Consider the following 23,742-nt stretch of genomic DNA (forward strand, 5'->3'; position numbering starts at 1 on the left):
TCCAGCGCCGCATTGCCTGACGACGGCTTTGCTGCGTTCGCGCGATGGAACGGCGAGGTCGGCGAGGTGCTCAAGGCATGGCCCGGCTTTCTCGGCCAGGAGGTGGTGCCGCCGCGACCGCCGGCGCATGTGGACTGGGTGACGATCCTGCGTTTCGCCAGCCCCTCCGCTGCACGCGCCTGGCTCCAGAGCGATGTGCGGGCGCGACTCATCGCGGAAGTGCAGCGCTTCTTCGTCGGTTCGGAGGACGTCCATATCCTGCCCGACACCGGCGTTCAGCGCGACAGCGCGGTCTCGGCCGTCATCTCGTTCAATGTCCCTGATGGGCTCGAGGATGCGTTCCTGAAGTGGCAGCAGCGCATCCAGGCGGCGGAGGCCGAGTTCAAGGGTTTCCTGCGCCACAAGATCGAGCGGCCGATTCCAGGCCTGCACGACGAATGGATCATCATCCTGTCGTTCGACTCGGATGCCAATCTTAATGCGTGGCTCGACTCGCCCTTGCGGCAAACCCTTCTCGAGGAGGGCGAGCGCTTCAATGCCGGCATGAGCGTGAGGCGGGCGAGCTACGGCTTCAATTTCTGGTTCCCGACCGGCAAGACGCCGGCTCCCGAGCAAGGGCCGGGATTCATCTGGAAGAGCAACCTGATCGTCCTCCTGGTGCTCTATCCCGTGGTCTATCTCTGGGGCTATTTCATCAGCGCACCCTTGATCGACAGAAACGGCGTGCCGGTCTGGCTGTCGCTTTTCGTCGGCAATCTCGTCAGCACCCAGCTGCTCGGCTGGTGGCTGGTGCCCGCCGCCTTCAGGGCGCTCGACTGGTGGGTGAGGCCGACGGCGACGCTCGGCCGCCAGTTCGCGGGCTACGCACTGCTTGCCGCGCTCTACGTCGCGTCGATGGCCCTGTACGCGTTGCTGCTCGCGTGGCATTGGGGACGGTGAGGCCGGCCGGACGGGCGGCCTCAACCACCTTCTGGGCTCGTGACGACCATGTTCGCCCTGACATTTCTCGGGACTTCCGCCAGCGTTCCCTCGGCGGAGCGCAACCATCCGGCGCTGTTGGTGGAGGCGTCGGGCACGCGCATCCTGATTGATTGCGGCGAGGGCACACAGCGCCAGCTGCTGCGCAGCGGCGCCGGCTTTCGGCGGCTCGACCGCATGCTGCTGACGCACGCGCATCTCGATCACATGCTCGGCATCCCCGGCCTGTTCTCGACGCTCGGCTTGCGGCAGACTTCCGACGTGATGACAATTCACGGCGGGGAAGGAACGCTCGACATCGTCATCCGCATGCTCGCAGGCCTGTGGGGCGCGGGCAGGGCGCCGATCCCGGTCGCGTTCGCGCCGCTGACCGAAGGACAGGTCATCGACGCCGGTGAATTCACCATCGACTGTTTTCCGGTTCGCCACCGCGACACCGACAGTTTTGGTTTCGTGTTCCAGAGCCCCGCGCGCCGTCGTCTTCTGCCTGATCGCCTCAAAGCTCTTGGTGTCCCCGACGGTCCGTTGCGCGGCGAATTGGCCGCGGGCCGGCCGATCATGCTTGCCAGCCGGACCATCGATCCGGAAGACGTCCTCGGCCCGCCGAGCGGCGGCAGGAAGCTCGTCGTGATCGGTGACACCGAGACCACCGAGGGGCTGTCGCAATACGTGGCCGACGCCGACATGCTGGTGATCGAGGCCACGTTTCTCGATCGCGACGCGCCGATCGCGCGGAGCTACGGCCATCTCACCGCGGCCGAAGCGGCTTCCTTTGCGTTGGCCAACAACGTCGGCCACCTCGTGTTGACCCATATGTCGGGGCGCTACGAAGACGAGGAGATCCTCGCCGAGGCGGCAAGGATCTTCCCGAACACCCGGATCGCCGCAGATTTCGACCACATCGTCGTCTGATCAACGCGCCCTGACACCGATCCATCCACCGCAGCGCTTGCCAGCCCGGATGCGAGCGGGTAGAAGGCTGCCACGCCTGAGCCGCGATTGGCGCGATGCGCTTCCCGGCCACAGTCGAACAAATCAGGCAGGCCTTTGAATTTGTTCGGCTATTCCGTTGGGGAATGGTGTAACGGTAGCACAACAGACTCTGACTCTGTTTGTCTTGGTTCGAATCCAGGTTCCCCAGCCATCTGTCGCGTTATGGCGCAACCTTTTGAAAACGCTGAATGTTTTTAGGCTGGGTGCCCGCTGTACCCCAACGCCGCCCCTAACGCTCGCCCTTAACGGATGTCTGAATTTTTAATGTCCGATGCAGACCGCGATTCCAAACGCCTTGCTGATATCCTGCAAAGTGGAGAGCTACCTGACCTTGCGGAGTTCGCACATCTTTTAGGTTTAGGGGATGAGTATCTGCGACCAAAGAAAGTCCCATCTCGCAAACCCGCGATGCAGACATTGGAGCGGCTTCATGCCGACCTTCACGGGCGCATCTTTAACAACAGGGCCGAGGGGGAAGCCCTGTGGCGAAAGTTGCAGCAGGTTGAGGCTGTCCTGAAAATGCTCGACCAGACCTAAAGCGTCCGGGCATCTGCCGTGTGATCCCAAGGCGCATCCCGAATCCTAGTCGATCTCGACAGATTTATCTCTGCCTTTGCCCTTCAGCGAAAAGCGCCTGACTTTGATCCCGAGGTACGAAATCGCTCGTTCCAAGTCTTCTGGGACGCTTTCGTCAGAGGGAAGCACGAGATACTTGGCCACTTGCTTACTGCCATTCGTTGCGTGGGTTACGAGCTGTCCGAGCGCGGTGTAAAGCATCTGCCGTCCCACGCCGGTCTTTACTTCGTAAACTTCCGAGAGAATTCCGTCTCTCAGAGCTGGCCCCGGTTGTTTGGACAGCGCCCCGCTGGATTTAAGTGGATTCCTGCCGGGTTATGCTGAACGCGGGGCTTTACGGTTTTGTCGTTGCGTCGGGAGGGCGTAGCCCGACCAGAGCGACGACAAAACCGTCGGCGACGGTCATGCGGCCATCACCATAGCTTGCGTGCCGAAGTAAGCCTCGTCGGGCGTGCGCCCGTCAAGGCTCGAGTGAGGGCGTCCCTGATTGTAGAAGGCCAGATACTTGGCAATTGACGCTCGCGCCTCGGACACGCTGTCGTAGGCGCGGAGATATACTTCTTCGTATTTGACCGTGCGCCAGAGCCGCTCGACAAACACGTTGTCGCGCCAGGCGCCCTTGCCGGAGCTATGGCGGAATCTGGGTGATGACGGTGTGAGGAAGGCGGCGTATCGAGGCGGGTGACGAGCCTGCCAGAACCTCTCGAGGAGAGCGATACGCCATGACCGAGACTACCAATGTTCTTGCTTTCCGTCAGCCGTCCGCGGTTGATGATCCACTGACCGATATCGTTCGTGCCGGCGCGCGGGACCTGCTTGCCAGGGCGATCGAGATCGAGGTTGGCGCGTTTCTGGCCAGCACGGCCAATCTGACGCTGCCCGACGGTCGAGCGCGCCTGGTCCGACATGGGCACGGTCCGGTGCGCGAGATTGCGACCGGCATCGGTCCGGTGGAGGTCGCTCGTCCCAAGGTCCGCGACCGCGGAGCGAGCGGGCCAGGCGACCGCCTCCGCTTCAGTTCGGCAATCCTGCCGCTATGGGCGCGGCGGACGAAGAGCCTGGATGCCTTGATCCCGGTCCTCTATTTGCGCGGCATCTCGACCGGCGACTTCCAGGAGGCGCTCTCGGCGCTGCTCGGCAAGGATGCGCCGAACCTGTCGCCTTCGGTGATCGCCGGCCTGAAGGCCGATTGGCAGGTCGAGTACGAACGCTGGCAGAGACGCGATCTGTCGGCGCGTCGCTATGTCTACATCTGGGCCGATGGCGTGTACCTGCAGGCCCGCATGGAAGATCACAGCGAATGCATGCTGGTGCTGATTGGCACCACGCCGGAAGGCAAGAAGGAGCTGATCGGCTTCCAGGTCGGCGTGCGCGAGAGCGCGCAGAGCTGGCGCGAACTCCTGATCGACCTGCGGCAACGCGGGTTACGGATTGCCCCGCAACTCGCCATCGGCGACGGCGCCCTCGGCTTCTGGAAGGCACTGGACGAGAGCTATGGCTGATTTTGGGTGACGCGGCCTGATCAGGCGGCGTGGCTTTCAGTGTTCGGAATGACTTCGATTCCGTCGATGAACTTTACACCGGCGATGACTTTCGGCAACTGGTTCGTGCTCTTCAATCGCCGCCAGGTCTTCGATGCGGCGTCGATGAGCTTGAACACCATCAGCTTCGCAGTTTGTTGCGACAGCGATCCCTTGGTCCGCACCGTTCGGTGGCGCACCGTGGCGAAGACGCTCTCGATCGGGTTCGAGCTGCGTAGGTGGATCCAGTGCTCAGCAGGGAAGTCGAAGAAGGCGAGCAGCGCATGGCGATCCTTGATCAGGCACTCCACCGCACGTCCGTATTTGACGTGGTATTTCTCGACGAAGACGTCGATCGCGGTTTCAGCTTCGGCCCGGTGTGGGGCCAGATAGATGTTCCGCAGGTCGTTCTTCATGGGGCCCTGCACGGATTTGGCGACCTTGTCGAGTACGTTGCTCACTTTATGGCACCAGCATCGTTGGTGCCGCGTGCCGGGAAAGGCCTCGTCCAGTGCCTTCCAGAAGCCGAGGGCGCCGTCGCCGATGGCGAGTTGCGGGGCAATCCGTAACCCGCGTTGCCGCAGGTCGATCAGGAGTTCGCGCCAGCTCTGCGCGCTCTCGCGCACGCCGACCTGGAAGCCGATCAGCTCCTTCTTGCCTTCCGGCGTGGTGCCAATCAGCACCAGCATGCATTCGCTGTGATCTTCCATGCGGGCCTGCAGGTACACGCCATCGGCCCAGATGTAGACATAGCGACGCGCCGACAGATCGCGTCTCTGCCAGCGTTCGTACTCGACCTGCCAATCGGCCTTCAGGCCGGCGATCACCGAAGGCGACAGGTTCGGCGCATCCTTGCCGAGCAGCGCCGAGAGCGCCTCCTGGAAGTCGCCGGTCGAGATGCCGCGCAAATAGAGGACCGGGATCAAGGCATCCAGGCTCTTCGTCCGCCGCGCCCATAGCGGCAGGATTGCCGAACTGAAGCGGAGGCGGTCGCCTGGCCCGCTCGCTCCGCGGTCGCGGACCTTGGGACGAGCGACCTCCACCGGACCGATGCCGGTCGCAATCTCGCGCACCGGACCGTGCCCATGTCGGACCAGGCGCGCTCGACCGTCGGGCAGCGTCAGATTGGCCGTGCTGGCCAGAAACGCGCCAACCTCGATCTCGATCGCCCTGGCAAGCAGGTCCCGCGCGCCGGCACGAACGATATCGGTCAGTGGATCATCAACCGCGGACGGCTGACGGAAAGCAAGAACATTGGTAGTCTCGGTCATGGCGTATCGCTCTCCTCGAGAGGTTCTGGCAGGCTCGTCACCCGCCTCGATACGCCGCCTTCCTCACACCGTCATCACCCAGATTCCGCCATAGCTCACTGGACGAGGCCTTTCCCGGCACGCGGCACCAACGATGCTGGTGCCATAAAGTGAGCAACGTACTCGACAAGGTCGCCAAATCCGTGCAGGGCCCCATGAAGAACGACCTGCGGAACATCTATCTGGCCCCACACCGGGCCGAAGCTGAAACCGCGATCGACGTCTTCGTCGAGAAATACCACGTCAAATACGGACGTGCGGTGGAGTGCCTGATCAAGGATCGCCATGCGCTGCTCGCCTTCTTCGACTTCCCTGCTGAGCACTGGATCCACCTACGCAGCTCGAACCCGATCGAGAGCGTCTTCGCCACGGTGCGCCACCGAACGGTGCGGACCAAGGGATCGCTGTCGCAACAAACTGCGAAGCTGATGGTGTTCAAGCTCATCGACGCCGCATCGAAGACCTGGCGGCGATTGAAGAGCACGAACCAGTTGCCGAAAGTCATCGCCGGTGTAAAGTTCATCGACGGAATCGAAGTCATTCCGAACACTGAAAGCCACGCCGCCTGATCAGGCCGCGTCACCCAAAATCAGCCATAGCTCCCCTTGCCGTCCATGCTGATGGCGATCTTCGCGTCCAGCAGCACATCGGTGAACTCGAGGCTGGTGAACTGGCTGCCCTGATCCGTGTTGAAAATCTCGGGCCTGCCGTGCTTCGCCAACGCCTCCTGGACCGCTTCGACGCAGAAGGCCGCCTCCATTGTGATCGAGACGCGATGGGCCAGGACCCGTCGGCTGAACACATCGACGACCGCCGCGAGATAGACGAAGCCACGCCGCATCGGAATGTAGGTGATGTCCATTGCCCACGCATGGTCGGGCCGCTCGATCTTCAATCCGCGCAACAGGTACGGGTAGATCTTGTGACCCGGAGCCGGCTTGCTCGTGTTCGGGCGACGATAGACCGCCTCGATCCCCATGCGCTTCATCAGCGTCGCGATGTGGCGGCGACCGGCGTATACGCCCTCCCGCCGCAGCAACGATCGCAGCATACGCGCTCCCGCGAAGGGATAAGAGCTGGCCCCGCAAATTCGGACAGTAGCTTGAGTGGATTTTCTGCCTGACAGCGGCGAGGATTCTTGCTGCGAATCAGGAGCGAAGATGACGAAGAAGAGCCGCCGGACGCATTCTCCGGCATTCAAGGCGAAGGTTGCTTTGGCTGCGGTCAAAGGCGACAAGACACTGGCGGAGCTGGCGCAACTGTTTGATGTTCATCCGAACCAGATCACGATCTGGAAAAACCAGCTCCTGGAAGGCGCCGCCGGCGTGTTTGGGCATGACAAGACATCGGCCGAGACGCCGGTCGATTTGAAGGCGTTACATGCCAAGATCGGCGAGCTGGCGTTGGAAAACGATTTTTTGTCCGGCGCGCTCACCAAGGCGGGCCTGCTGAGCGCAAAGCGATGATCGACCGCGATCATGATCTTTCTATCGTGCGCCAGGCGAAGGTCCTGAAGCTGGCTCGCAGCACGGTCTACTATGAACCTCGGCCAGTTTCGGCCGAGGACCTTGCCTTGATGCGTCGGCTCGATGAGCTGCATCTCGATTATCCCTTCGCGGGAGCGCGTATGCTGCGATCGTTGCTGCGGCGGGAGGGCGTATACGCCGGTCGCCGCCACATCGCGACGCTGATGAAGCGCATGGGGATCGAGGCGGTCTATCGTCGCCCGAACACGAGCAAGCCGGCTCCGGGTCACAAGATCTACCCGTACCTGTTGCGCGGATTGAAGATCGAGCGGCCCGACCATGCGTGGGCAATGGACATCACCTACATTCCGATGCGGCGTGGCTTCGTCTATCTCGCGGCGGTCGTCGATGTGTTCAGCCGACGGGTCCTGGCCCATCGCGTCTCGATCACAATGGAGGCGGCCTTCTGCGTCGAAGCGGTCCAGGAGGCGTTGGCGAAGCACGGCAGGCCCGAGATTTTCAACACGGATCAGGGCAGCCAGTTCACCAGCCTCGAGTTCACCGATGTGCTGCTGGACGCGAAGATCGCCATCAGCATGGACGGCAAGGGCGCCTGGCGCGACAACGTGTTTGTCGAGCGGCTCTGGCGCACGGTCAAATACGAAGAAGTATATCTCCGCGCCTACGACAGCGTGTCCGAGGCGCGAGCGTCAATTGCCAAGTATCTGGCCTTCTACAATCAGGGACGCCCTCACTCGAGCCTTGACGGGCGCACGCCCGACGAGGCTTACTTCGGCACGCAAGCTATGGTGATGGCCGCATGACCGTCGCCGACGGTTTTGTCGTCGCTCTGGTCGGGCTACGCCCTCCCGACGCAACGACAAAACCGTAAAGCCCCGCGTTCAGCATAACCCGGCAGGAATCCACTTAAATCCAGCGGGGCGCTGTCCAAACAACCGGGGCCAGCTCTCTACCTCCATCATATAAGGCGCTCGTCCGGAAGAACTTAGAGCAGCATTCATCAGATTCTGACGCATTCACGCGTCGCTTTGATGTGTTTAAAGTTAGCGAGAAAGGATCAGGAGTGTGGGCAATCAGGCAGGGGTCTCCTCCCTTGCCTTGATCTAGGGGAGCACTCGATCCTCTTAGGACGGTAACTTCACTGACTCCACGCAAGCCGACTTCAATCGCTTCAATTGAGCGTTTGAGTATAGCCCAAAGGTGATGCCGACTTCGCTTTCGTGACCCATGATGTCCGCCACGACGTTCTCCCGCTGTCCTGCATCTTCCGCCTTGGTCGCAAACCATCGTCTGAAGCTATGGAAGTTTACCTTCGATCGCCGTGCGCCGGGCCTCTTGTCGTCAACGCCAAGTTTCTTGCGGTAGTAGGTGAACCGCTTAGAGAGCGCCATGGTTCGGTTGCCATCCCAGCCGGTGTCCGGAAAATCCGGGAACAGAAATGACGTGGCATCACGCTTACCGATGAGGCGCGCAATCGTGGGGCGCAGCGCGGAATGAATCGGAATGGTGCGAACACCAGCCGCAGATTTACTTCGAGTGACGCTAAACGTGTTGTCGCGGCAGTCACCGACGCGAAGCTGTCCGATCTCATCGAGGCGCATTCCCGAAAGGGCCGAAATCCTCATGGTGTTGGCCATGTCGGTGTCTGCCGGGCCGGCAAGAAGGATGCGAACCTCATCATCCGTGAACGGCCGTTCGGGGCCCATTGGACCGTCCGGCGCTATCCTGTGTGCCTTGACCTTGGGGAGCGACTTGCGCATCCACGGATTCGACTTCACGCCGAAGCTCTTCTCCAGCCAAGTCCAGTATTGCCGTAAGGCGGATAGCTTCTTATTGGCCGTCTTGAAGTGCACGCCAGCCTTGACGAAGGCCTCATCACGGAAATCGGCGGCAACCCGATCGGTCGTGGTCTCGATGAAAAAAGCTTGGCTGGCCTTCGTGCACCAGTCCTTGAACTGCGCTAGTGCCGTGCGGGCGTCGGCCTTGGTGCGCTCGCTATAAGTCGAAGCCGCTAGCCACCGTTCAATGTAGAGGTCGGCGGGCGTGACCTTTGCGGACGCCAGTTGAACGAACTCGGTGGCTTGCTTAGTCGCTGTCCGGGGTTCTTCAAAGGGGTGGTAGTCGTCCCGGGAGCCGCCGGCTGCGAGGTCGATCTCCTCGGCCCGGTCCGTTATTTGATACATGAGGTCGTTGCGCCGCGCGGCATCTGCTCGGACGAACTCCTCCCGGAGAGCCATGGCTTCCAAGAGCAGCGGGTCCTGATCCTCGGGCCCGGGTGTCCGGTGTTTGGCAATCTCGGACTTCAAATCCGCAACGGCGTTCCAGCGGGCAATGCGGGCCACCCGGAGGTCGGTGGTCTCCAGGGACTTCAGAAGCCGCTTCTTACCAATGGCCCGCCGTAGCGTCCTGGGGACCTCAGCGACCGCGTACCAAGTCGTCCCTTCGCCCCGGGGTTGGGTTAGATAGCGCCGGTCGCCGCCACCTTTTTCCGCTCTCAGAATAACGTTCACTTGGCCTGCCCCTAACGGTGCCCCCAACGGGTCGCCCCTAACGCAGGGATAGATATAGGCCTATTTTCGCAGTATTTCCAGTGTTCTGGACCTATTGGCGTAGGGTCCAGGTTCCCCAGCCATTTCCGGGCGGTCTCCCCACGATGCGGTTCCAAAGCGCTTTGGCGTGCATCGCCGCTTCAGCACACGCGGCGGTTTGCCTCACCCGACATTCGCATTCCCAAGTCGGATCGACGCGCGCCCGATCGTCCTTGGGCTGCACAACCCCAAGGAGATCCGCAAATGCCCTATGTCGATGGTTTCGTTCTCGCCGTGCCGAAGGACAACCTCGAGGCCTACAAGGCGATGGCGACGACCGCCTGCGCCATCTGGATGGAGCACGGCGCGCTCGACTATGTCGAATGCATCGGTGACGACGTTCCCTATGGAGAGCTCACCTCGTTTCCGCGCGCTGTGATCGCGAAGGAGGACGAGGTCGTGGTGTTCGCCTGGATCGTCTACCGGGACCGGGAGAGCCGCGATGCCATCAACAAGAAGGTGATGGCGGATCCCCGGCTGAAAATGGAGGGCATGCCGTTCGACGGCAAGCGCATGATCTATGGCGGCTTCACGACGCTGCTCCGGGCGAGCGACGTCGTGAGCTGACAGATACTGTCGGCAACAAACGAGGCGGCCTGAGCGCGGATGGAGCGCGAGAGAAATCCGGTGCGCATCTCGATGTCGGCTGATCGGCTTCGCTCGAGCAGCCATGACAGGTGTCGGGTCATGGTGTTACGCTCCTACGACTTCCAAGACGGGATTGGATCGTGTTCTCGGATTCACTCGGCTTCGATGTCGGGGTCGCCAGACTTTTGAGACAGGATGACGACGGCGAAGCCGTTGCCTATCTGGAAGAGTTCATCGCGAAAGGTTCTGTCATGGCCATGATCGAGATGGCCGAGTATCTGAATGACACGGGTGATCGGTCCGCGAGCCTGGCGTGGATGGAGCGAGCGGAGGCATCGATCGCCGTCGACGATTGCGAGTCGTGGCTTTATCTCGCCGGCGCTTTGCGACGGGGGCTCGGGACCGGAACGGCCCAGGAGCGCTACTTCCGAGCCTTCGGACTGAGAGAGCGGGTTGCGGAGGCCGGCCATCTGGCGACCATTCGAGAGATGATCGTCAACTATTTTGAAGGTCTCAATGGTGCGCCGAAGGACACTGACCGCACGATTTACTGGCTCAGAAAGGCAGCGGCGCTTGGCGACGAGGAGGCGAAACAAATCTTGCGCGAGGAAGGTCTGTCATAGCTCCGGCTGCAGCAGCTACCGCCGCCGGGCAGCTTGCGGCGTCGCCGTCACCGCTACTTGATCTTGTCGTAGGCCGCCGCGAAATCGCCGAGCGGCATCGGGATCGCGATGGTCTCCTTGGCCATGTTCTGGAAGGAGACCTTGAGCTGCTTGCCTGTCCGCAAGGCGGCGAGCAGGTCCGGCGCGATCGGGGTCGAGGCGTAGCAGCCGCGGTTCTCGCAGGTCTGGATCTGGAGATCGACCGTCTTGCCCTCGTCGACCTGGAGCTTGGCACCGATGGGAAGGTTGAGGCCAAGCGGCAATTGCAGCAGCGCCACCGGCGTGCGGGTGTCGGGCGCGATGCGGATGTTGATGAGGAGGACGGTCTGGCCGGTCTTGGTCAGCACTGCGTTCTGCTCCATCGCGCATTCGAGCGGCGCATCACGGCCGGCGCTGCTGCAGCGGACGATCCAGCCGGACTGCCCAGGAGTGCCGTCCGCCTGTGATTGCGTCGGGGCAGGCGCAGGCTGTGTGGCCGGGGCAGGGGGCGCGGCGTTCCTCTTGGCGCCCTGCTGGGCATGCGCGGCGCCAACTGACAACAAGACAGCTGCGGCAAGGGCGACAAGTCTGGATTGCATGAGCATGGCGAAACTGCGCTGGCGTGAAACGGGCGCCTCGCTGTAGCGTCGCGGAAGCCGCAGCGCAAGCTTACTCGGCGGCTTCCTTGACGCTGCCGTGCTCGGGGGCCTCGTCGCCTTCGCCGTCGCCCGAACGGCCCCAGGTGGCGAACCAATTGTTGAGCTTGTCGAGATAGAGATACACCACCGGCGTGGTGAACAGCGTCAGCGCCTGGCTGACGATCAGGCCGCCGACCATGGCGTAGCCGAGCGGCTGACGGATCTCGGCGCCGGTGCCGTGACCAAGCATCAAGGGCACGCCGCCCAGAAGCGCGGCCATCGTCGTCATCATGATCGGGCGGAAACGCAACAACGCGGCCTGGCGGATCGATTCCTCCGGCGTCTTGTGCTCGTCGCGCTCGGCGGCGATCGCGAAATCGACCATCATGATGCCGTTCTTCTTCACGATGCCGATCAGCAGGATGATGCCGATCAGCGCGATCAGGCTGAAGTCGAAACCCGCCGCCATCAGGATTGCGAGCGCGCCGACGCCGGCCGAGGGCAGCGTCGACAGGATCGTGATCGGGTGGATGTAGCTCTCGTAGAGAATGCCGAGGATCAGGTAGACCACGACGAGGGCGGCGAGGATCAAGAGCGGCACGGTGCCGAGCGACTGCTGGAACGCCTGCGCGGTGCCCTGGAAGCTGGAGTTCAGCGTCGGCGGTGCGCCGAGATCGGCCATTGCCCGCTGCACCGCCTCCGTGGCCTGGCCGAGCGCCACGCCTTGCGCGAGGTTGAAGCTGATCGTGATCGATGGGAACTGGCCTTGATGGCTGATCGAGAGCGGGCGGACCGGGTCGGTGGTCCAGGTTGCGAAGGTCGACAGCGGCACCTGGTCGCCGGTCAACGGCGATTTCAGATAGAGCTTGTTCAGGCTGTCGAGATTGCCCTGCATCTCCGGCAGGATCTCGAGAATGACCTTGTAGGTGTTGAGCTGGGTGAAATACTGCGTGACCTGCCGCTGTCCGAAGGCGTCATAGAGCGTGTCGTCGATCAGCTGCGGCTGGATGCCGTAGCGGGCGGCGGTGTCGCGGTTGATCTTGAGCTGCACCGTTGTGCCCTGCGTCTGCTGGTCGGTCGCGACGTCGCGCAGCTCCGGCAGGGTCTGCATTTTGGCGAGGATCTTGGGCGCCCATTCGTTGAGCTCGTCAAGATTGGCATCCTGCAGCGTGAATTCGAACTGCGTGCGCGTCGGCCGGCCGCCGAGCCGCACGTCCTGGGCCGCCTGCATGTAAAGCCGGGCGCCTTCGACCTTGTCGAACTGCGGACGCAGCCGCGCGATGATCTGCTGAGCGGAGGCCTCGCGCTGATCGCGAGGTTTCAGCGTGATGAACAGGTTGCCGTTGTTGCCGGCGCGGCCGCTGCCGCCGATCGACATGGCAACGCTGGCAACGTCGGGATCGGCCATGATGATCTTGCCGAGCTCCTCCTGGCGCCGGGTCATCTCCTTGAACGAAATGTCCTGCGAGGCTTCCGAGGTGGCGGTGATCAGGCCGACGTCCTGCTGCGGGAAGAAGCCCTTCGGGATCAGGACGAACAGGTAGATCGACAGTCCGAGCGTGACGAAGAAAATCGCAAGCGTGGTGCGCCGCCAGGCGAGGGCGTGATCGAGCACATATTCGTAGCCGCGCAGCATCGCGTCGAAGGCGCGCTCGCTCCATTGATAGAAGCGGCCGTGCTGCACCTCGCCATGGGCGCGCAGGAAGCGCGAGGCCATCATCGGCGTCAGCGTCAGCGACACGAACATCGAAACGAAGATGGTCATCGCCAGCACCACGGCGAATTCGCGGAACAGGCGCCCGATGATGCCGCCCATCAGGAGCAGCGGGATCAGCACCGCGACTAGCGAGATGCTGATCGAGACGATGGTGAAGCCGATTTCCTTGGAGCCCCTGAAGGCGGCCTCCATCGGCGAGTCGCCTTCCTCGATGTAGCGGGTGATGTTCTCGAGCATCACGATGGCGTCGTCGACCACGAAACCGACCGCAATGGTGAGTGCCATCAGCGACAGATTGTCGAGCGAATAGCCGACCGGCCACATCAGGGCGCACGCGCCCAGCAGCGCCAGCGGAACCGTGACGGTAGGAATGACCGTCGCCCAGAAGCTGCGCAGGAAAATGAAGATCACCATGACCACGAGCGCGATGGTCAGCAGCAGCGTGAATTGGACGTCCTCGACCGCGGCGCGGATGGTGGTGGTTCTGTCGCTGATGAGCTCGATCTTGATCGCGGGCGGGATCGCTGCAACGAGGCGCGGCAGGGTCGCCTTGATCCGGTCCACGGTCTCGATGACGTTGGCGCCGGGCTGCTTGAAGATCACCAGGAAGACGCCGCGTTTGCCGTTGGCCCAGGCCGCCTGCTTGGCGTCTTCAGCGCCGCTGACCGCTCGGCCGATGTCGCGAATCCGCAACGGGCCGCCGTTGCGATAGGCGATGATGACGTCATTCCAGTCCTTCGACTGGGTGAGCTGGTCGTTGGCGTAGATCGTGTAGGCGCGTTTTTCGCCGTCGATGTTGCCCTTGGGGCTGTCGACCGTGGTGATCGCGATCTGGCTGCGCACGTCCTCCAGCGACAGGCCCTTGGCGACGAGCTTCGCCGGGTCGACCTGGATGCGGATCGAGGGTTTCTGCTGGCCGCCGATGAAGACCTGGGCGACGCCCGAGAGCTGGCTGATCTGCTGAGCAAGCTGGGCGTCGACCGCGTCGCTGACGCTGGTCAGCGGCAGCGTCTCTGATGTCGCCGACAATAGCAGGATCGGCGCGTCGGCCGGGTTGACCTTGCGGTAGGTCGGTGGCGAGGGCAGGTTCTTGGGCAACTGGCCGCTGGCAGCGTTGATGGCGCCCTGGACGTCATTCGCCGCGCCATCGATGTTGCGGTTGAGGTCGAACTGGATGGTGATCGATGCCGTGCCCAGATAGCTCGTCGAGGTCATCTGAGCGATGCCGGGGATCTGGGCGAACTGCCGCTCCAGCGGCTGCGCCACCGAGGAGGCCATCGTCTCGGGGCTGCCGCCGGGCAGGTTGGCGGTGATCTGGATGGTCGGAAAGTCCACCTGCGGCAGCGGCGCGACCGGAAGCAGCGGATAGGCGACGAGACCGACGAAGAGGATCCCCGCCATCAGCAGCGAGGTGCCGATGGGATAACGGATGAAAGGTGCCGAAATCCCGCCTTCGGTCATTCCTGTCGTACCTTGCTCTGGGCCGGATCGGAGCTTGCCACTGCCGTCGACACGAGGCTTCCGGGCTGGACCTTGAACTGGCCGCCGACGATCACCTGCTGGCCCGGGCTCAAGCCTTCCTCGATGACCGAACGTCCATCGATGCCATAGCTGACCTTGACCTTGTGAACCTCGGCCTTGTTGTCCTGATTGACCGTATAGGCGTAGAGGCCGTTGGTGGAATGCTGGACCGCGTCATCAGGAACAACGGTCGCATCCTTGAGCGTCCGCACCAGGAGCCGCGTCGAAACCGACTGGCCCGGCCACAGCGCGTGGTCCTTGTTGTCGAACACCGCCTTGAGACGGATCGTTCCACTGGTCGTGTCGACCTGGTTGTTGATGACCGCGAGCTTGCCCTCGGCCAGCGTCTTCTTGCCGTCGGTCGTGAAGGCGATCACCTTCAGCGCGCCGGCCTTCTGGCCTTCGGTGATATAGGGGAGCTGGTCTTCCGGAGCGGTGAAGATCACGGCGATCGGTTCGACCTGCGAGATCGTGACGATGCCCGTCTGGGTCGAGGCGTTCACGATGTTGCCGATATCGACCTGGCGGAGCCCTGCGACACCGGTGATCGGTGCCTTGATCTGCGTGTAGTCGAGCTGGGTCTGGGTGTTGGCGATCGCGGCCTCGTCGGCGGCGATCTGGGCGGTGAGTTGGGCGACGGTGGAGCGCTGGGTATCCACCCGCTGTGTTGTTGCGAATTCGCCGAGCTTCACGGCGCGCTGGAGCTCTAGATTGGCGTTGGCGAGGTTTGCCTCGTCCTGCGCCTTCTTGGCCTTGGCCTGGTCAAGCGCGGCTTGATAGGGCCGGGGATCGATCGAGACCAGAAGGTCGCCCTGCTGGACGATCTGGCCCTCTTTGAACTCGAGCCTGATGATCTGGCCGTCGACCCGGCTGCGGACCTGGACGGTGTTGAAGCCCTGAACCGTGCCGAGACCGGTCAGGTAGACCGGGAAGTCGGTCTTCTGGACCGGCGCGACGCTGACGGGAATAGCGGACGGGCGGGGCGACGCCTTCTGGGCTGTCTGGGTCTGTCCGGCCGAGCCGAACCCCTGCCATCCATAGTAACCTGCGGAGGCCACGGCCGCGATGATCAAAATCCAGAGGATCGGCCGGGACTTTTTCATATCGTCTCGTGTCGGCTCTTGTGCCCTACGCTTATGAATTATGGGGCCAATCATACGGTTCCAGCGCGCTTGTATAATACACGCCAAGTTCCAGTGTAAACAGCACTATCGGTGCGGAAACCTAAACAATTGGAAAGCTTTGCACCCCCTAGGCAGTGCTCTGGCGCCGCGCTGTGCAGAGCTGCATTTTTCCGGGCGCGACCGATCGGCGTGCCCCCCTCTTGCGCAGCTCCGATAGCGGTGCGCTCAGGCCGAATGGCGCCGCGCTGAGTCCTGGTTCGGATCAGTCACGAGAACGGTTCTAAATCGCGCGGAGGCCGTTTCGGTTGTCAGGGATTTCGGCATCGTTCATATCGGCGCCGCCATGAATGGAGCGCAGGATGGACGAGCTGAACGGCAAGCTGATCGCGTGTCAGATTTTGATCACGGGATTGATCGCGCGTGTCGCCAACGAGCAGCGCGATCCCTTGCGCTTCCTCACCGACTTTCGCGACGAGATCAAAGCCGTCGTGAACGGCGTCAACATCGCCGGCATGGACAGTACCGATCGCGTGCGCGCCGTCGCGCAGAAGACGGTCGACGAATTGTTCTCGCTGATGAAGCCGCCGAGCAGCGACTGAGAGCGAACGTCTTTCTGCGTTGTCCTTAGAACGAGTCCAATCTCGTTTTAGAACGATTTCAAACTGCAGTTTAGAATCGCTTTGATCTGGATTGATTCAAGGGTTCTCGCGAGCGGCTCGCATTGACCCGCTATTTTGTGGCCGATACCAACAGCCATCGTTCGTCGAAGTGAATGAGCGAACAGGAAGATGGGGCGTTTGGTAATGGGGCAGGTGGTCGCACCGAAGTCGTTGCGTTCGGTCGCAGCATTAGATTCGTTGGATGAGAGGTTCGCGGGCGTTTCCGGCAAAAAGGCTTCGGCGGTTGCAAGCTTGATCGCGGTGGCGTCGGTGTCGGGCGGCGCGCAAGCGCAGCAGTCGAACCTGCCGCCGGTGACGGTCGATGCGCCGGTCGAGCGTCCGCGTCCGACTGCCTCGAAGCCCTCGCCCGAGCAGGTCCGCGCCCGCAACGCGCTTCGCCGCGCCGCGCAGCGGCAGCAGGCGCAGCAGACGGCTCCCGTCACACCGTCAGGCCCCGCCGACGCCAATCCCTATGCCGATCCCGCGGCGCCCTACAAGGTCGATCACGTGCAGGCCTCGGGCAAGTTTCCCGAGAAGATGCTGAACACGCCCAAGAGCATTACCGTGCTCAGCAAGGAAGTGCTCGAGGACAAGAACGCGACGACGCTGAAGGAGATCGGACGCTCGACCGCGGGCGTGACGCTCGGGTCGGGCGAGGGCGGCAACGCTTTCGGCGATCGCTTCTTCATTCGCGGCTTCGATGCACGCAACGACGTCTTCATCGACGGCATCCGCGATCCCGCCGTTTCCATCCGCGAGAACTTCTTCACCGAGCAGATCGAGATTCTGCGCGGACCGGCATCCTCCTATGCCGGTCGCGGCACCGCCGGCGGCGCCATCAACATCGTCACCAAGCAGGCAGGCGACGTCAACTTCAAGCGGATGGATAGCGAGTTCGGAACCGACATGACCAAGCGCGTCACGCTCGACGTGAACCAGGTCATCGATCCGACCTTCTCGGTGCGCACCGGCGGCCTGTTCCAGGACGCCAACGTCGCCGGGCGCAACTACGTCACCGACAATCGCTGGGGCAGCTTCATCTCGACCAAGTACACCCCGACCAACGACATCAAGATCACGACGAACTACGTCCATACCGATCTCAGCGGCTATCCCGATTTCGGCGTGCCCTACTACAAGCAGGGTAATGTGCCGGTGACCTCGGCGGGCATTCCGCGTGAGAACTGGTACGGCTTCCTCAACCGCGACTTCCAGACCGCGCGGCAGGATTTCGGCACCGGCTCCATCGAGTACAAGGTCAACGAGGCCATCACCCTGACCAGCAAGGTGCGCGGCGAGCACTCGCTGCTCAACTACATCGGCACGCTGCCGCAGAACCCGAACACGACCAGCTCCAATCCGCTGCTCTGGACCACGACGGCGAGCGCGCAGAGCCGCTACCAGAACGTGGACGTATGGGCCAACCAGAACGAGGCCACGTTCAAGCTCGACACTGGCGGGGTCAAGCACACTGCGGTGTTCGGCGTCGAATATTCGAACGAGAACATCTCGATCGACCGCTACGCCGGTCTGGCGTCAGAACTGTCCGGCTCTGCTTTCACGAGCAACGGTGCCGTCCAGAACGTCAATCTCTACTCCCCGCAATACACCAATATTCCCTTCGGTACGCCGTCTCTGCTTGGAAATCCGACCCGCTATGGCGTCAACACCAGCAGCGTGTACGTCATGGACACCGCGAACTGGCAGGACACCATCATCGTCAACGGCGGCGTGCGCTACGACGGCTACAGCCAGAGTGCCTCGAATAATAGCCCGAACTATGTGAAGCAGAACTCCGATCTCGTGAACTACAACGTCGGTGTGGTCTACAAGCCGATGTCGATCGGCAGCGTCTATGCAGCCTATGCGACGTCGGCCAATCCGTTCGGTTCGGAGCTGGACGCGACCGGCACCGAATACGGCGGCGTTCCCCCCAACTCGACCATCCTGCTCGGGCCCGAGCGCAACAAGGCGATCGAGCTCGGCACCAAATGGGAGCTCGCCGATCGCCACTTGCTGGTGACCGGTGCGCTGTTCCAGACCACCAAGGACAACGCGCGCGAGACCGTCAACAACCTGCTCACATCGGGTGCTGCCTACAGGATCCAAGGCATCGACATCGAAGCCGAGGGTAAGATCACCGATCGATGGAGCATCTTCGGCGGCCTGGTGCTGATGCAGTCGAAGGTCACGCAGAGCGGCGTTGCTTCGAATATCGGGCTGCAGCTCGCGAACATCGCTCACCAGTCGTTCAGCATGCTGACCAAGTACAAGTTCGACGGCGGGTGGGAGCTCGGCGGGCAGGCGGTGTACCGTTCGAAGGTCTATGGCGGCACGTTCGCGGCCAACACCAACGAGCTGCCGAGCTATTGGCGTTTCGATGCGTTCGTCGAGAAGAAGATCGACCAGAACTGGACCATGAAGCTCTACGCGCAGAACCTGACCAACAAGCTCTATTACGACTCGTTCTATCGCAGCAACGTTCCGTTCGTGGCCGTCGCGCCGGGGCGGGCATTCTACGTCGTGACGACAGCGAAGTTCTGATCATGTTGACCTGCCTGCCTGGCGTTCTCAGCAAGGATGATGTGGCGGATTTCCGCCGCATCATGGACGCCAGCGACTGGGAGGACGGTCGCTCCACCGCCGGCGCGCAGTCGGCGATGGTCAAGCGCAACGAGCAATTGCCTGCGGATAGCGAGGTCGCGCGCAAGCTCGGCAACCGCATCATCTCGGCGCTGACCTCGAACCCGCGCTTCATTGCGGCGGCGATCCCGCTGCAGATCTTCCCGCCGCTGTTCAACCGCTATGCGGCCGATAGCGGCCATCATTTCGGCCTGCACGTCGACAATGCGATCCGCGGCGATCGCCTGACCGGTCTTCGCATCCGCACAGACCTGTCGGTTACGCTGTTCCTCGCCGAGCCGGAAGATTATGACGGTGGCGAACTTGTGATCGAGGACACCTATGGTTCGCACCAGGTCAAGTTGCCAGCCGGGGACTGCGTGCTCTATCCCTCGACCAGCCTCCATCTGGTCACCCCCGTGACCAGGGGAACGCGGGTTGCGTCTTTCTTCTGGCTTCAGAGCATGATACGGGACGATCAAGCTCGGAGCATGATCTTTGACCTCGACACCGCGATACAGGCGCTGGTGGAACGGCTCGGGCGTGACGATCCCGAAACGGTCAAATTGACGGGTATCTATCACAACCTCATTCGCTACTGGGCCGAAGTATGAAGACCATGTCCTTCCAAGCAAGCCTTGCCGCAGCTTTGATGCTGGCGGCCGCCTGGCTCGCATCCCCCGTTTCTGCCCAGACACAAAGCCCCCCGGCACCGGCGCAATCGGTGGCTCAACCGGCCCCGGCCGGCCCGACCCCGATGGCGCCAGGAGCCTCCGCGCCCACAATCCAGGCGCCTTCGGCTTCGACGCCAGCCGCTCCCCCGGCGCCTCCCGCAGCCACCGTTTCGACGACCGCAAAGCCCGATGCCGCCGCCGTTGCGCCGGCCATGAAGGAATTGTCGCCCTGGGTGATGTTCATGTCGGCGGACGTCATCGTGAAGGCGGTGATGATCGGGCTCGCCTTCGCCTCGCTGATGACTTGGACAGTCTTCATTGCCAAGTCGATCGAGCTCTCGGTCGCATCTACAAAGCTCCGGTCGGCGCTGAAGAAGATTGCGGAGGCGCGCTCGCTCGCCGAAGCGCAGATGGCCCTCGGCACCAAGCAGGGCATCCTGCCGTCCTTCCTGGCGGCAGCGCTGCGTGAGGCGCGGATGTCGGCCGGCTTGTCCAGCGATGCCGGCATCAAGGAGCGCGCGGCCTCCAGCTTTTCCGAGATCGTGCGCGCGGAACAGCGGCGCATCCGGATCGGCATGGGCGTGCTCGCGACCATCGGCTCGACCTCGCCCTTCGTGGGCCTATTCGGCACGGTCTGGGGCATCATGAACAGCTTCATCGGAATCTCGAAGTCGCAGACCACGAATCTCGCCGTGGTCGCGCCCGGCATTGCCGAAGCGCTGCTCGCCACTGCGATCGGCCTCGTCGCCGCCATTCCCGCCGTCATCATCTACAACCATTTTTCGCGCGTGACGAAGGGCTATCTCGAACTCGTCAGCCGCGCCTCAGGCGCGGCGGGACGGCTGCTCTCGCGCGATCTCGACCGCAGCCACGGCAGCGTGCATTCGCGCGCAGCGGAGTGAACCATGGGTGTTTCGCTCGCAGACAACGACGGCGAAGACGACGATTTCTCGGAAACGCATGACATCAACGTCACGCCGTTCATCGACGTCATCCTGGTGCTGCTGATCATCTTCATGGTCGCAGCGCCGCTCTCCACGGTCGACTTGCCGATCGATCTGCCGACGTCGAGCGCGACGCCGCAGAAAAAGCCGGACAAGCCGACCTATCTGAGCATCAAGCCCGATCTGACGCTCGCGATCGGAGAGAACCCGGTTCACCGGGTAGAGTTGATCGGGACCCTCGACGGCCTGTCCGACATGAGCAAGGATAAGTATGTGTTCCTGCGCGCCGATCGTTCGGTGCCGTATGGCGAATTGATGGGAGTTATGGAGCTCTTGCGCTCAGGCGGCTATACGCGGGTGAAACTGGTCGCGCTGGAAGGCGCGCCTGGGGCGCCTGCGCCAGGCACCGCTCAGCCTTAAAGGCCTGCCATGTCGGACGAACTCAGACCATCCCGGAGGCTCTGGATCTTGGCGGCAGTGGCGGCGCTCGCGCTCCATCTGGGTGGTGCTGCGCTCGCGCTGGCCCATTTGCGCACCGACGATGACGGCGACGGCCTTGGTGCCAACGGTGCAGAGTTCGCCGTCGAGATGGCATCGCCCAAGGCGCCCGAGACCGATCTGCCGCCCGGACCCGACAGCGAAGCGATGCAGGAACAGCAGGCGCTCCCCGAGCAGAAGGCCGAGACCAAGGAGACGGAGCTTCCAAAGGATCAGTCGCAGGAGGTCGAGGATCCCGACCGCGTCGTGACCGAGAACAACGCGAAGAAATCGACAGAGGACGATCCGAAGATTCAGGCGGTCGAGACTCCGGCCGCCGAAGCCTCGCCGAAATCGGTTGCGACCGCGCGGCAGACGCTCGAGGAGGATGCCCGCGAGGCCGAGAGGGCGATGGCGCCCGTCATCGGTATCGGCAAGGACATCCTGAAGCTGACGGCCGATTGGAACCGCAAGATCAGCGCGCATCTGGCGCTGCACAAGGTCAATCCGGACGGCAAAGTGCCCCATAACCAGAAGGTCAAGGTGAGCTTCGCCATCAACCGGAAGGGCAACGTGCTGTCGGTGGATGTCGTGGAGTCGTCGGGGGACGCAGCCTACGATGCGGCGGCGGTGTCGATCGTCCGCAAGTCCGATCCCATCCCGCAGCCGCCCGCCGGACTGACCGAAGACCGGTTCGAACGTACGGTCGACATCATCTTCACTCCGCCGGACGCGAAGAAGAAAAAGACGGCTCAGCGCCAGTAGAGCCGGATCCCGACATAGACCACGACCAGGCACGCAAAGATCAGCGCTACCGGGAGCGGCCGTTTCTGGCTTCCAGCGAACGCCGCCGCTCCGAAGGAGGCGGCCTTCTTCGGTTTCGGCGCCGGCCGGCGGAAGGCGGTAACATTGTCCGCCGCTGGTTCAGGCGGACGGGTGCGGACGTCGGGTGGCGATCCGGCGCCGCCCATCTCGACATAATAGGCCCTGTAGATCGCGCCGATGGTGGCTTCGCTGGCCTCGTTCTCGCTCATCTGCGTCAGCAGGTTCCTGTAGCTGGCGAGGAACTCCTGGGCCTCCGGTGGCAGTGCGGACGCACCGTTGAGCTTGGCCATCATGTTCCAGGTGGCAAAATCGGCGCGGGCGCGGGTGTCGGCGCGTCGCGCGATCAGCATATCGGCAGCTTTGACCAAGTCGGCCTCTGGCCCTTCGGCGTGGGAGAATTCTATTCAACTAAACGTTGCCGGTCAGAAACAGAACAGCCTGAATCACATAACCGGTCAACGTTCGCAGTATTGCTGAAATAACATCAAGATTTAGACCGAACTGCGAACCCGCAAGCGGCAGCAGGATCAACAGGCCGATCAGGATCAACATACCGAACGGCTCGAGCCGGGACAGCGGCGCGGCGAGGGGGCGGGGCAGCAGCCCGACCGCAACGCGTCCGCCATCGAGCGGCGGTATCGGCATCATGTTGAACACGGCCAGGATCGCGTTGATCACGAGGGCATTCTTGAGGTTGTCTGCAACCCATTTCGCCGAACTCGCGGGCACAAGGGGCAGGGCATGGAAGGCGAGGGCCGCGGCCAGCGCCAGCAGGATGTTGGTGACGGGCCCAGCCAGCGCCACCCAGACCATGTCGAGCCTGGGGTTGTTCAGCTTGCGGAAGTTTACCGGCACCGGCTTGGCATAGCCGAACAGGAATGGCGAATGCGCGAATAGCAGCATCGCGGGCAGGATCAGGGTGCCGAACGGATCGATATGCCTGACAGGGTTGAAGCTGACGCGGCCGAGCTGCGAGGCCGTATTATCCCCGAGTCGGTCCGCGACGAAGGCGTGCGCGGCCTCATGAAAGGTGATCGCGAGCACCAGCGGCAGCACCCAGACGGAAAGATCATAGAGGGAGATGTTCACGGCTCGTCCGTTCCGGTTCGCACGCGCGCTTTGCAAGGCACGCCGTATAGGGCCACAACCCTTTACGATCTACTGTTATATGGCGCCCGATTGCGAAATTGCCCGCTGCAAATGATCCGCCAGCAGTGTCGCCGGACGCGACAGGTTGCGGGCGCGGTGGAGGCGGATGTCCGCCGCCGGCAGCGGCGGCAGGCCGTCGCGCTCGGACAGAACGCGCAGGCGAGGCGGCAGGGTGCCCGCCTTCACGACCGTGATCGCGAGTCCCTCTGCCGCGATCGCTTCCACCGCCGCAAGTGTCCGGCTGACGAAGGCGAGCCGCCACGGGCGGCCGGCGGCATCGAGGGCCTCTGTGGCCCACCGCCGGAACAGGCAGCCCGGCGGGTAGAGTGCGACGGGGAGCGTGTGCGGCCCGGCTGAATATGACGCGGCTGCGGCCCAGACTGCCTGCTCGCGTCGCAGCAGCTCGCCATTGCCGCTTCGTTCCGGATGCATGGCGATGACGAGGTCATAGTCTTCGCCGAGCCGGGCCGGCATCGTCGCCGTCAGCCCCGTCTCGATCTCGACCCGGATCTCCGGACGGCTTCTGGCAAAATGCGCCAGCAATGGCGGAATGACGATAGTGCCGTAATCGTCCATCACGCCGAGGCGGACCACGGCATCGCGCTTGCGCGGGCGGAGCGCGTCGACCGCTTCTGCATTGAGGTCGAGAAGCCGCCTTGCATAGACGAGCAGCTCGTGACCGGCCGCGCTCAGCGCCACGCCCGACCTCGT

General features: G+C 62.8%; 20 protein-coding genes, 1 tRNA gene and 4 pseudogenes. 15 read left to right on the forward strand and 10 right to left on the reverse strand.

Translation table 11 applies throughout. The features are described 5' to 3' along the window. Positions 1-12 precede the first annotated feature (12 nt). From ABIF91_RS34695 to ABIF91_RS34710, 4 genes are all read left to right on the forward strand, one after another. On the forward strand, positions 13-939 hold the full coding sequence (locus ABIF91_RS34695) for an antibiotic biosynthesis monooxygenase (protein ID WP_424579650.1): 927 nt from the start codon (positions 13-15) through the stop codon (positions 937-939). 48 nt (positions 940-987) lie between these two features. Then, entirely contained in the window at positions 988-1,890 is a 903-nt protein-coding gene (gene rnz, locus ABIF91_RS34700; RefSeq protein ID WP_035676681.1) for a ribonuclease Z, read from the forward strand. Between the two features lie 158 nt (positions 1,891-2,048). After that, a tRNA-Gln gene (locus tag ABIF91_RS34705) sits at positions 2,049-2,122 on the forward strand. A gap of 113 nt (positions 2,123-2,235) precedes the next feature. Then, positions 2,236-2,508, forward strand: a complete 273-nt coding sequence (locus ABIF91_RS34710; RefSeq protein WP_028181208.1) for a hypothetical protein — start codon at positions 2,236-2,238, stop codon at positions 2,506-2,508. Positions 2,509-2,949: 441 nt separating this feature from the next. On the opposite strand, the pseudogene ABIF91_RS34715 reads toward ABIF91_RS34710, so the two are convergent. After that, positions 2,950-3,171 (reverse strand): annotated as a pseudogene (locus tag ABIF91_RS34715) (integrase core domain-containing protein); the annotation flags it as partial. 98 nt (positions 3,172-3,269) lie between these two features. On the opposite strand from ABIF91_RS34715, the pseudogene ABIF91_RS34720 reads away from it, so the two are divergent. Beyond that, a pseudogene (locus ABIF91_RS34720) lies at positions 3,270-4,043 on the forward strand (IS256 family transposase); the annotation flags it as partial. Positions 4,044-4,069: 26 nt separating this feature from the next. Here ABIF91_RS34720 and ABIF91_RS34725 read toward each other — a convergent pair. After that, on the reverse strand, positions 4,070-5,338 hold the full coding sequence (locus ABIF91_RS34725; protein WP_038952271.1) for an IS256 family transposase: 1,269 nt from the start codon (positions 5,336-5,338) through the stop codon (positions 4,070-4,072). Between the two features lie 95 nt (positions 5,339-5,433). Between ABIF91_RS34725 and ABIF91_RS34730 the strand changes: the two are divergent. Then, positions 5,434-5,946, forward strand: a pseudogene (locus ABIF91_RS34730) (transposase); the annotation flags it as partial. A 26-nt stretch (positions 5,947-5,972) separates the two neighbouring features. Here ABIF91_RS34730 and ABIF91_RS34735 read toward each other — a convergent pair. Continuing rightward, a pseudogene (locus ABIF91_RS34735) lies at positions 5,973-6,449 on the reverse strand (IS3-like element ISRj2 family transposase); the annotation flags it as partial. An 88-nt stretch (positions 6,450-6,537) separates the two neighbouring features. Between ABIF91_RS34735 and ABIF91_RS34740 the strand changes: the two are divergent. Further along, positions 6,538-7,667, forward strand: a protein-coding gene (locus ABIF91_RS34740) for an IS3-like element ISRj2 family transposase (protein ID WP_129557670.1) whose coding sequence is annotated in 2 segments (ribosomal slippage) — positions 6,538-6,790 and positions 6,790-7,667 — 1,131 coding nt in all. Because the reading frame shifts where the segments join, the coding sequence is not laid out codon by codon here. Positions 7,668-7,988: 321 nt separating this feature from the next. On the opposite strand, the gene ABIF91_RS34745 is transcribed toward ABIF91_RS34740, so the two are convergent. Then, complete coding sequence (locus tag ABIF91_RS34745) at positions 7,989-9,374, reverse strand: tyrosine-type recombinase/integrase (protein WP_424579651.1); 1,386 nt, start codon at positions 9,372-9,374, stop codon at positions 7,989-7,991. A 282-nt stretch (positions 9,375-9,656) separates the two neighbouring features. Here ABIF91_RS34745 and ABIF91_RS34750 point away from each other — a divergent pair, with 282 nt between their 5' ends. Continuing rightward, a complete protein-coding gene (locus ABIF91_RS34750; RefSeq protein WP_028179090.1) occupies positions 9,657-10,019 on the forward strand; it encodes a DUF1428 domain-containing protein in 363 nt (120 codons plus the stop codon). Positions 10,020-10,180: 161 nt separating this feature from the next. Continuing rightward, positions 10,181-10,663, forward strand: a complete 483-nt coding sequence (locus ABIF91_RS34755) for an SEL1-like repeat protein (RefSeq protein ID WP_028179091.1) — start codon at positions 10,181-10,183, stop codon at positions 10,661-10,663. A gap of 53 nt (positions 10,664-10,716) precedes the next feature. Here ABIF91_RS34755 and ABIF91_RS34760 read toward each other — a convergent pair whose 3' ends face one another. From ABIF91_RS34760 to ABIF91_RS34770, 3 genes are all read right to left on the reverse strand, one after another. Then, positions 10,717-11,286, reverse strand: coding sequence for an invasion associated locus B family protein (locus ABIF91_RS34760; protein WP_028179092.1), 570 nt, complete (start codon positions 11,284-11,286; stop codon positions 10,717-10,719). 64 nt (positions 11,287-11,350) lie between these two features. Beyond that, entirely contained in the window at positions 11,351-14,497 is a 3,147-nt protein-coding gene (locus tag ABIF91_RS34765; protein WP_028179093.1) for a multidrug efflux RND transporter permease subunit, read from the reverse strand. After that, positions 14,494-15,660: an efflux RND transporter periplasmic adaptor subunit gene (locus ABIF91_RS34770; RefSeq protein WP_028179094.1), complete on the reverse strand. Its 1,167-nt coding sequence runs from the start codon at positions 15,658-15,660 to the stop codon at positions 14,494-14,496. Before ABIF91_RS34770 ends, ABIF91_RS34765 begins: the two co-directional genes overlap by 4 nt. A gap of 380 nt (positions 15,661-16,040) precedes the next feature. Here ABIF91_RS34770 and ABIF91_RS34775 point away from each other — a divergent pair, with 380 nt between their 5' ends. The 6 genes from ABIF91_RS34775 to ABIF91_RS34800 all read left to right on the forward strand — a co-directional run bounded on the left by ABIF91_RS34775 (position 16,041) and on the right by ABIF91_RS34800 (position 21,822). Next, positions 16,041-16,280 carry a hypothetical protein gene (locus ABIF91_RS34775; RefSeq protein ID WP_027571757.1) on the forward strand — a complete coding sequence of 80 codons (240 nt, stop codon included), beginning with the start codon at positions 16,041-16,043 and terminating at the stop codon, positions 16,278-16,280. 204 nt (positions 16,281-16,484) lie between these two features. Further along, positions 16,485-18,884, forward strand: a complete 2,400-nt coding sequence (locus tag ABIF91_RS34780; RefSeq protein WP_028179095.1) for a TonB-dependent receptor — start codon at positions 16,485-16,487, stop codon at positions 18,882-18,884. Positions 18,885-18,886: 2 nt separating this feature from the next. Beyond that, positions 18,887-19,576 (forward strand): Fe2+-dependent dioxygenase, encoded by a 690-nt coding sequence (locus tag ABIF91_RS34785; RefSeq protein WP_028179096.1) that lies wholly within the window; start codon positions 18,887-18,889, stop codon positions 19,574-19,576. Then, complete coding sequence (exbB, locus tag ABIF91_RS34790) at positions 19,573-20,538, forward strand: tonB-system energizer ExbB (RefSeq protein ID WP_028179097.1); 966 nt, start codon at positions 19,573-19,575, stop codon at positions 20,536-20,538. The genes ABIF91_RS34785 and exbB overlap by 4 nt, the downstream gene beginning before the upstream one ends. A 3-nt stretch (positions 20,539-20,541) precedes the next feature. After that, positions 20,542-21,000 carry a TonB system transport protein ExbD gene (exbD, locus tag ABIF91_RS34795; protein WP_028179098.1) on the forward strand — a complete coding sequence of 153 codons (459 nt, stop codon included), beginning with the start codon at positions 20,542-20,544 and terminating at the stop codon, positions 20,998-21,000. Positions 21,001-21,009: 9 nt separating this feature from the next. Continuing rightward, on the forward strand, positions 21,010-21,822 hold the full coding sequence (locus ABIF91_RS34800; protein ID WP_028179099.1) for an energy transducer TonB: 813 nt from the start codon (positions 21,010-21,012) through the stop codon (positions 21,820-21,822). Here ABIF91_RS34800 and ABIF91_RS34805 read toward each other — a convergent pair. The 3 genes from ABIF91_RS34805 to ABIF91_RS34815 form a co-directional block, all read right to left on the reverse strand. Further along, a complete protein-coding gene (locus tag ABIF91_RS34805; protein ID WP_035674567.1) occupies positions 21,810-22,232 on the reverse strand; it encodes a hypothetical protein in 423 nt (140 codons plus the stop codon). The two genes, ABIF91_RS34800 and ABIF91_RS34805, sit on opposite strands and share 13 nt — an antisense overlap. A 58-nt stretch (positions 22,233-22,290) precedes the next feature. Then, positions 22,291-22,971: a site-2 protease family protein gene (locus ABIF91_RS34810; RefSeq protein ID WP_028179101.1), complete on the reverse strand. Its 681-nt coding sequence runs from the start codon at positions 22,969-22,971 to the stop codon at positions 22,291-22,293. 75 nt (positions 22,972-23,046) lie between these two features. After that, positions 23,047-23,730, reverse strand: coding sequence for a LysR substrate-binding domain-containing protein (locus tag ABIF91_RS34815; RefSeq protein WP_424579652.1), 684 nt, complete (start codon positions 23,728-23,730; stop codon positions 23,047-23,049). Positions 23,731-23,742 lie beyond the last annotated feature (12 nt).

The organism is Bradyrhizobium sp. USDA 241, assembly GCF_049739505.1.
Classification (GTDB): Bacteria; Pseudomonadota; Alphaproteobacteria; order Rhizobiales; family Xanthobacteraceae; genus Bradyrhizobium; species Bradyrhizobium liaoningense.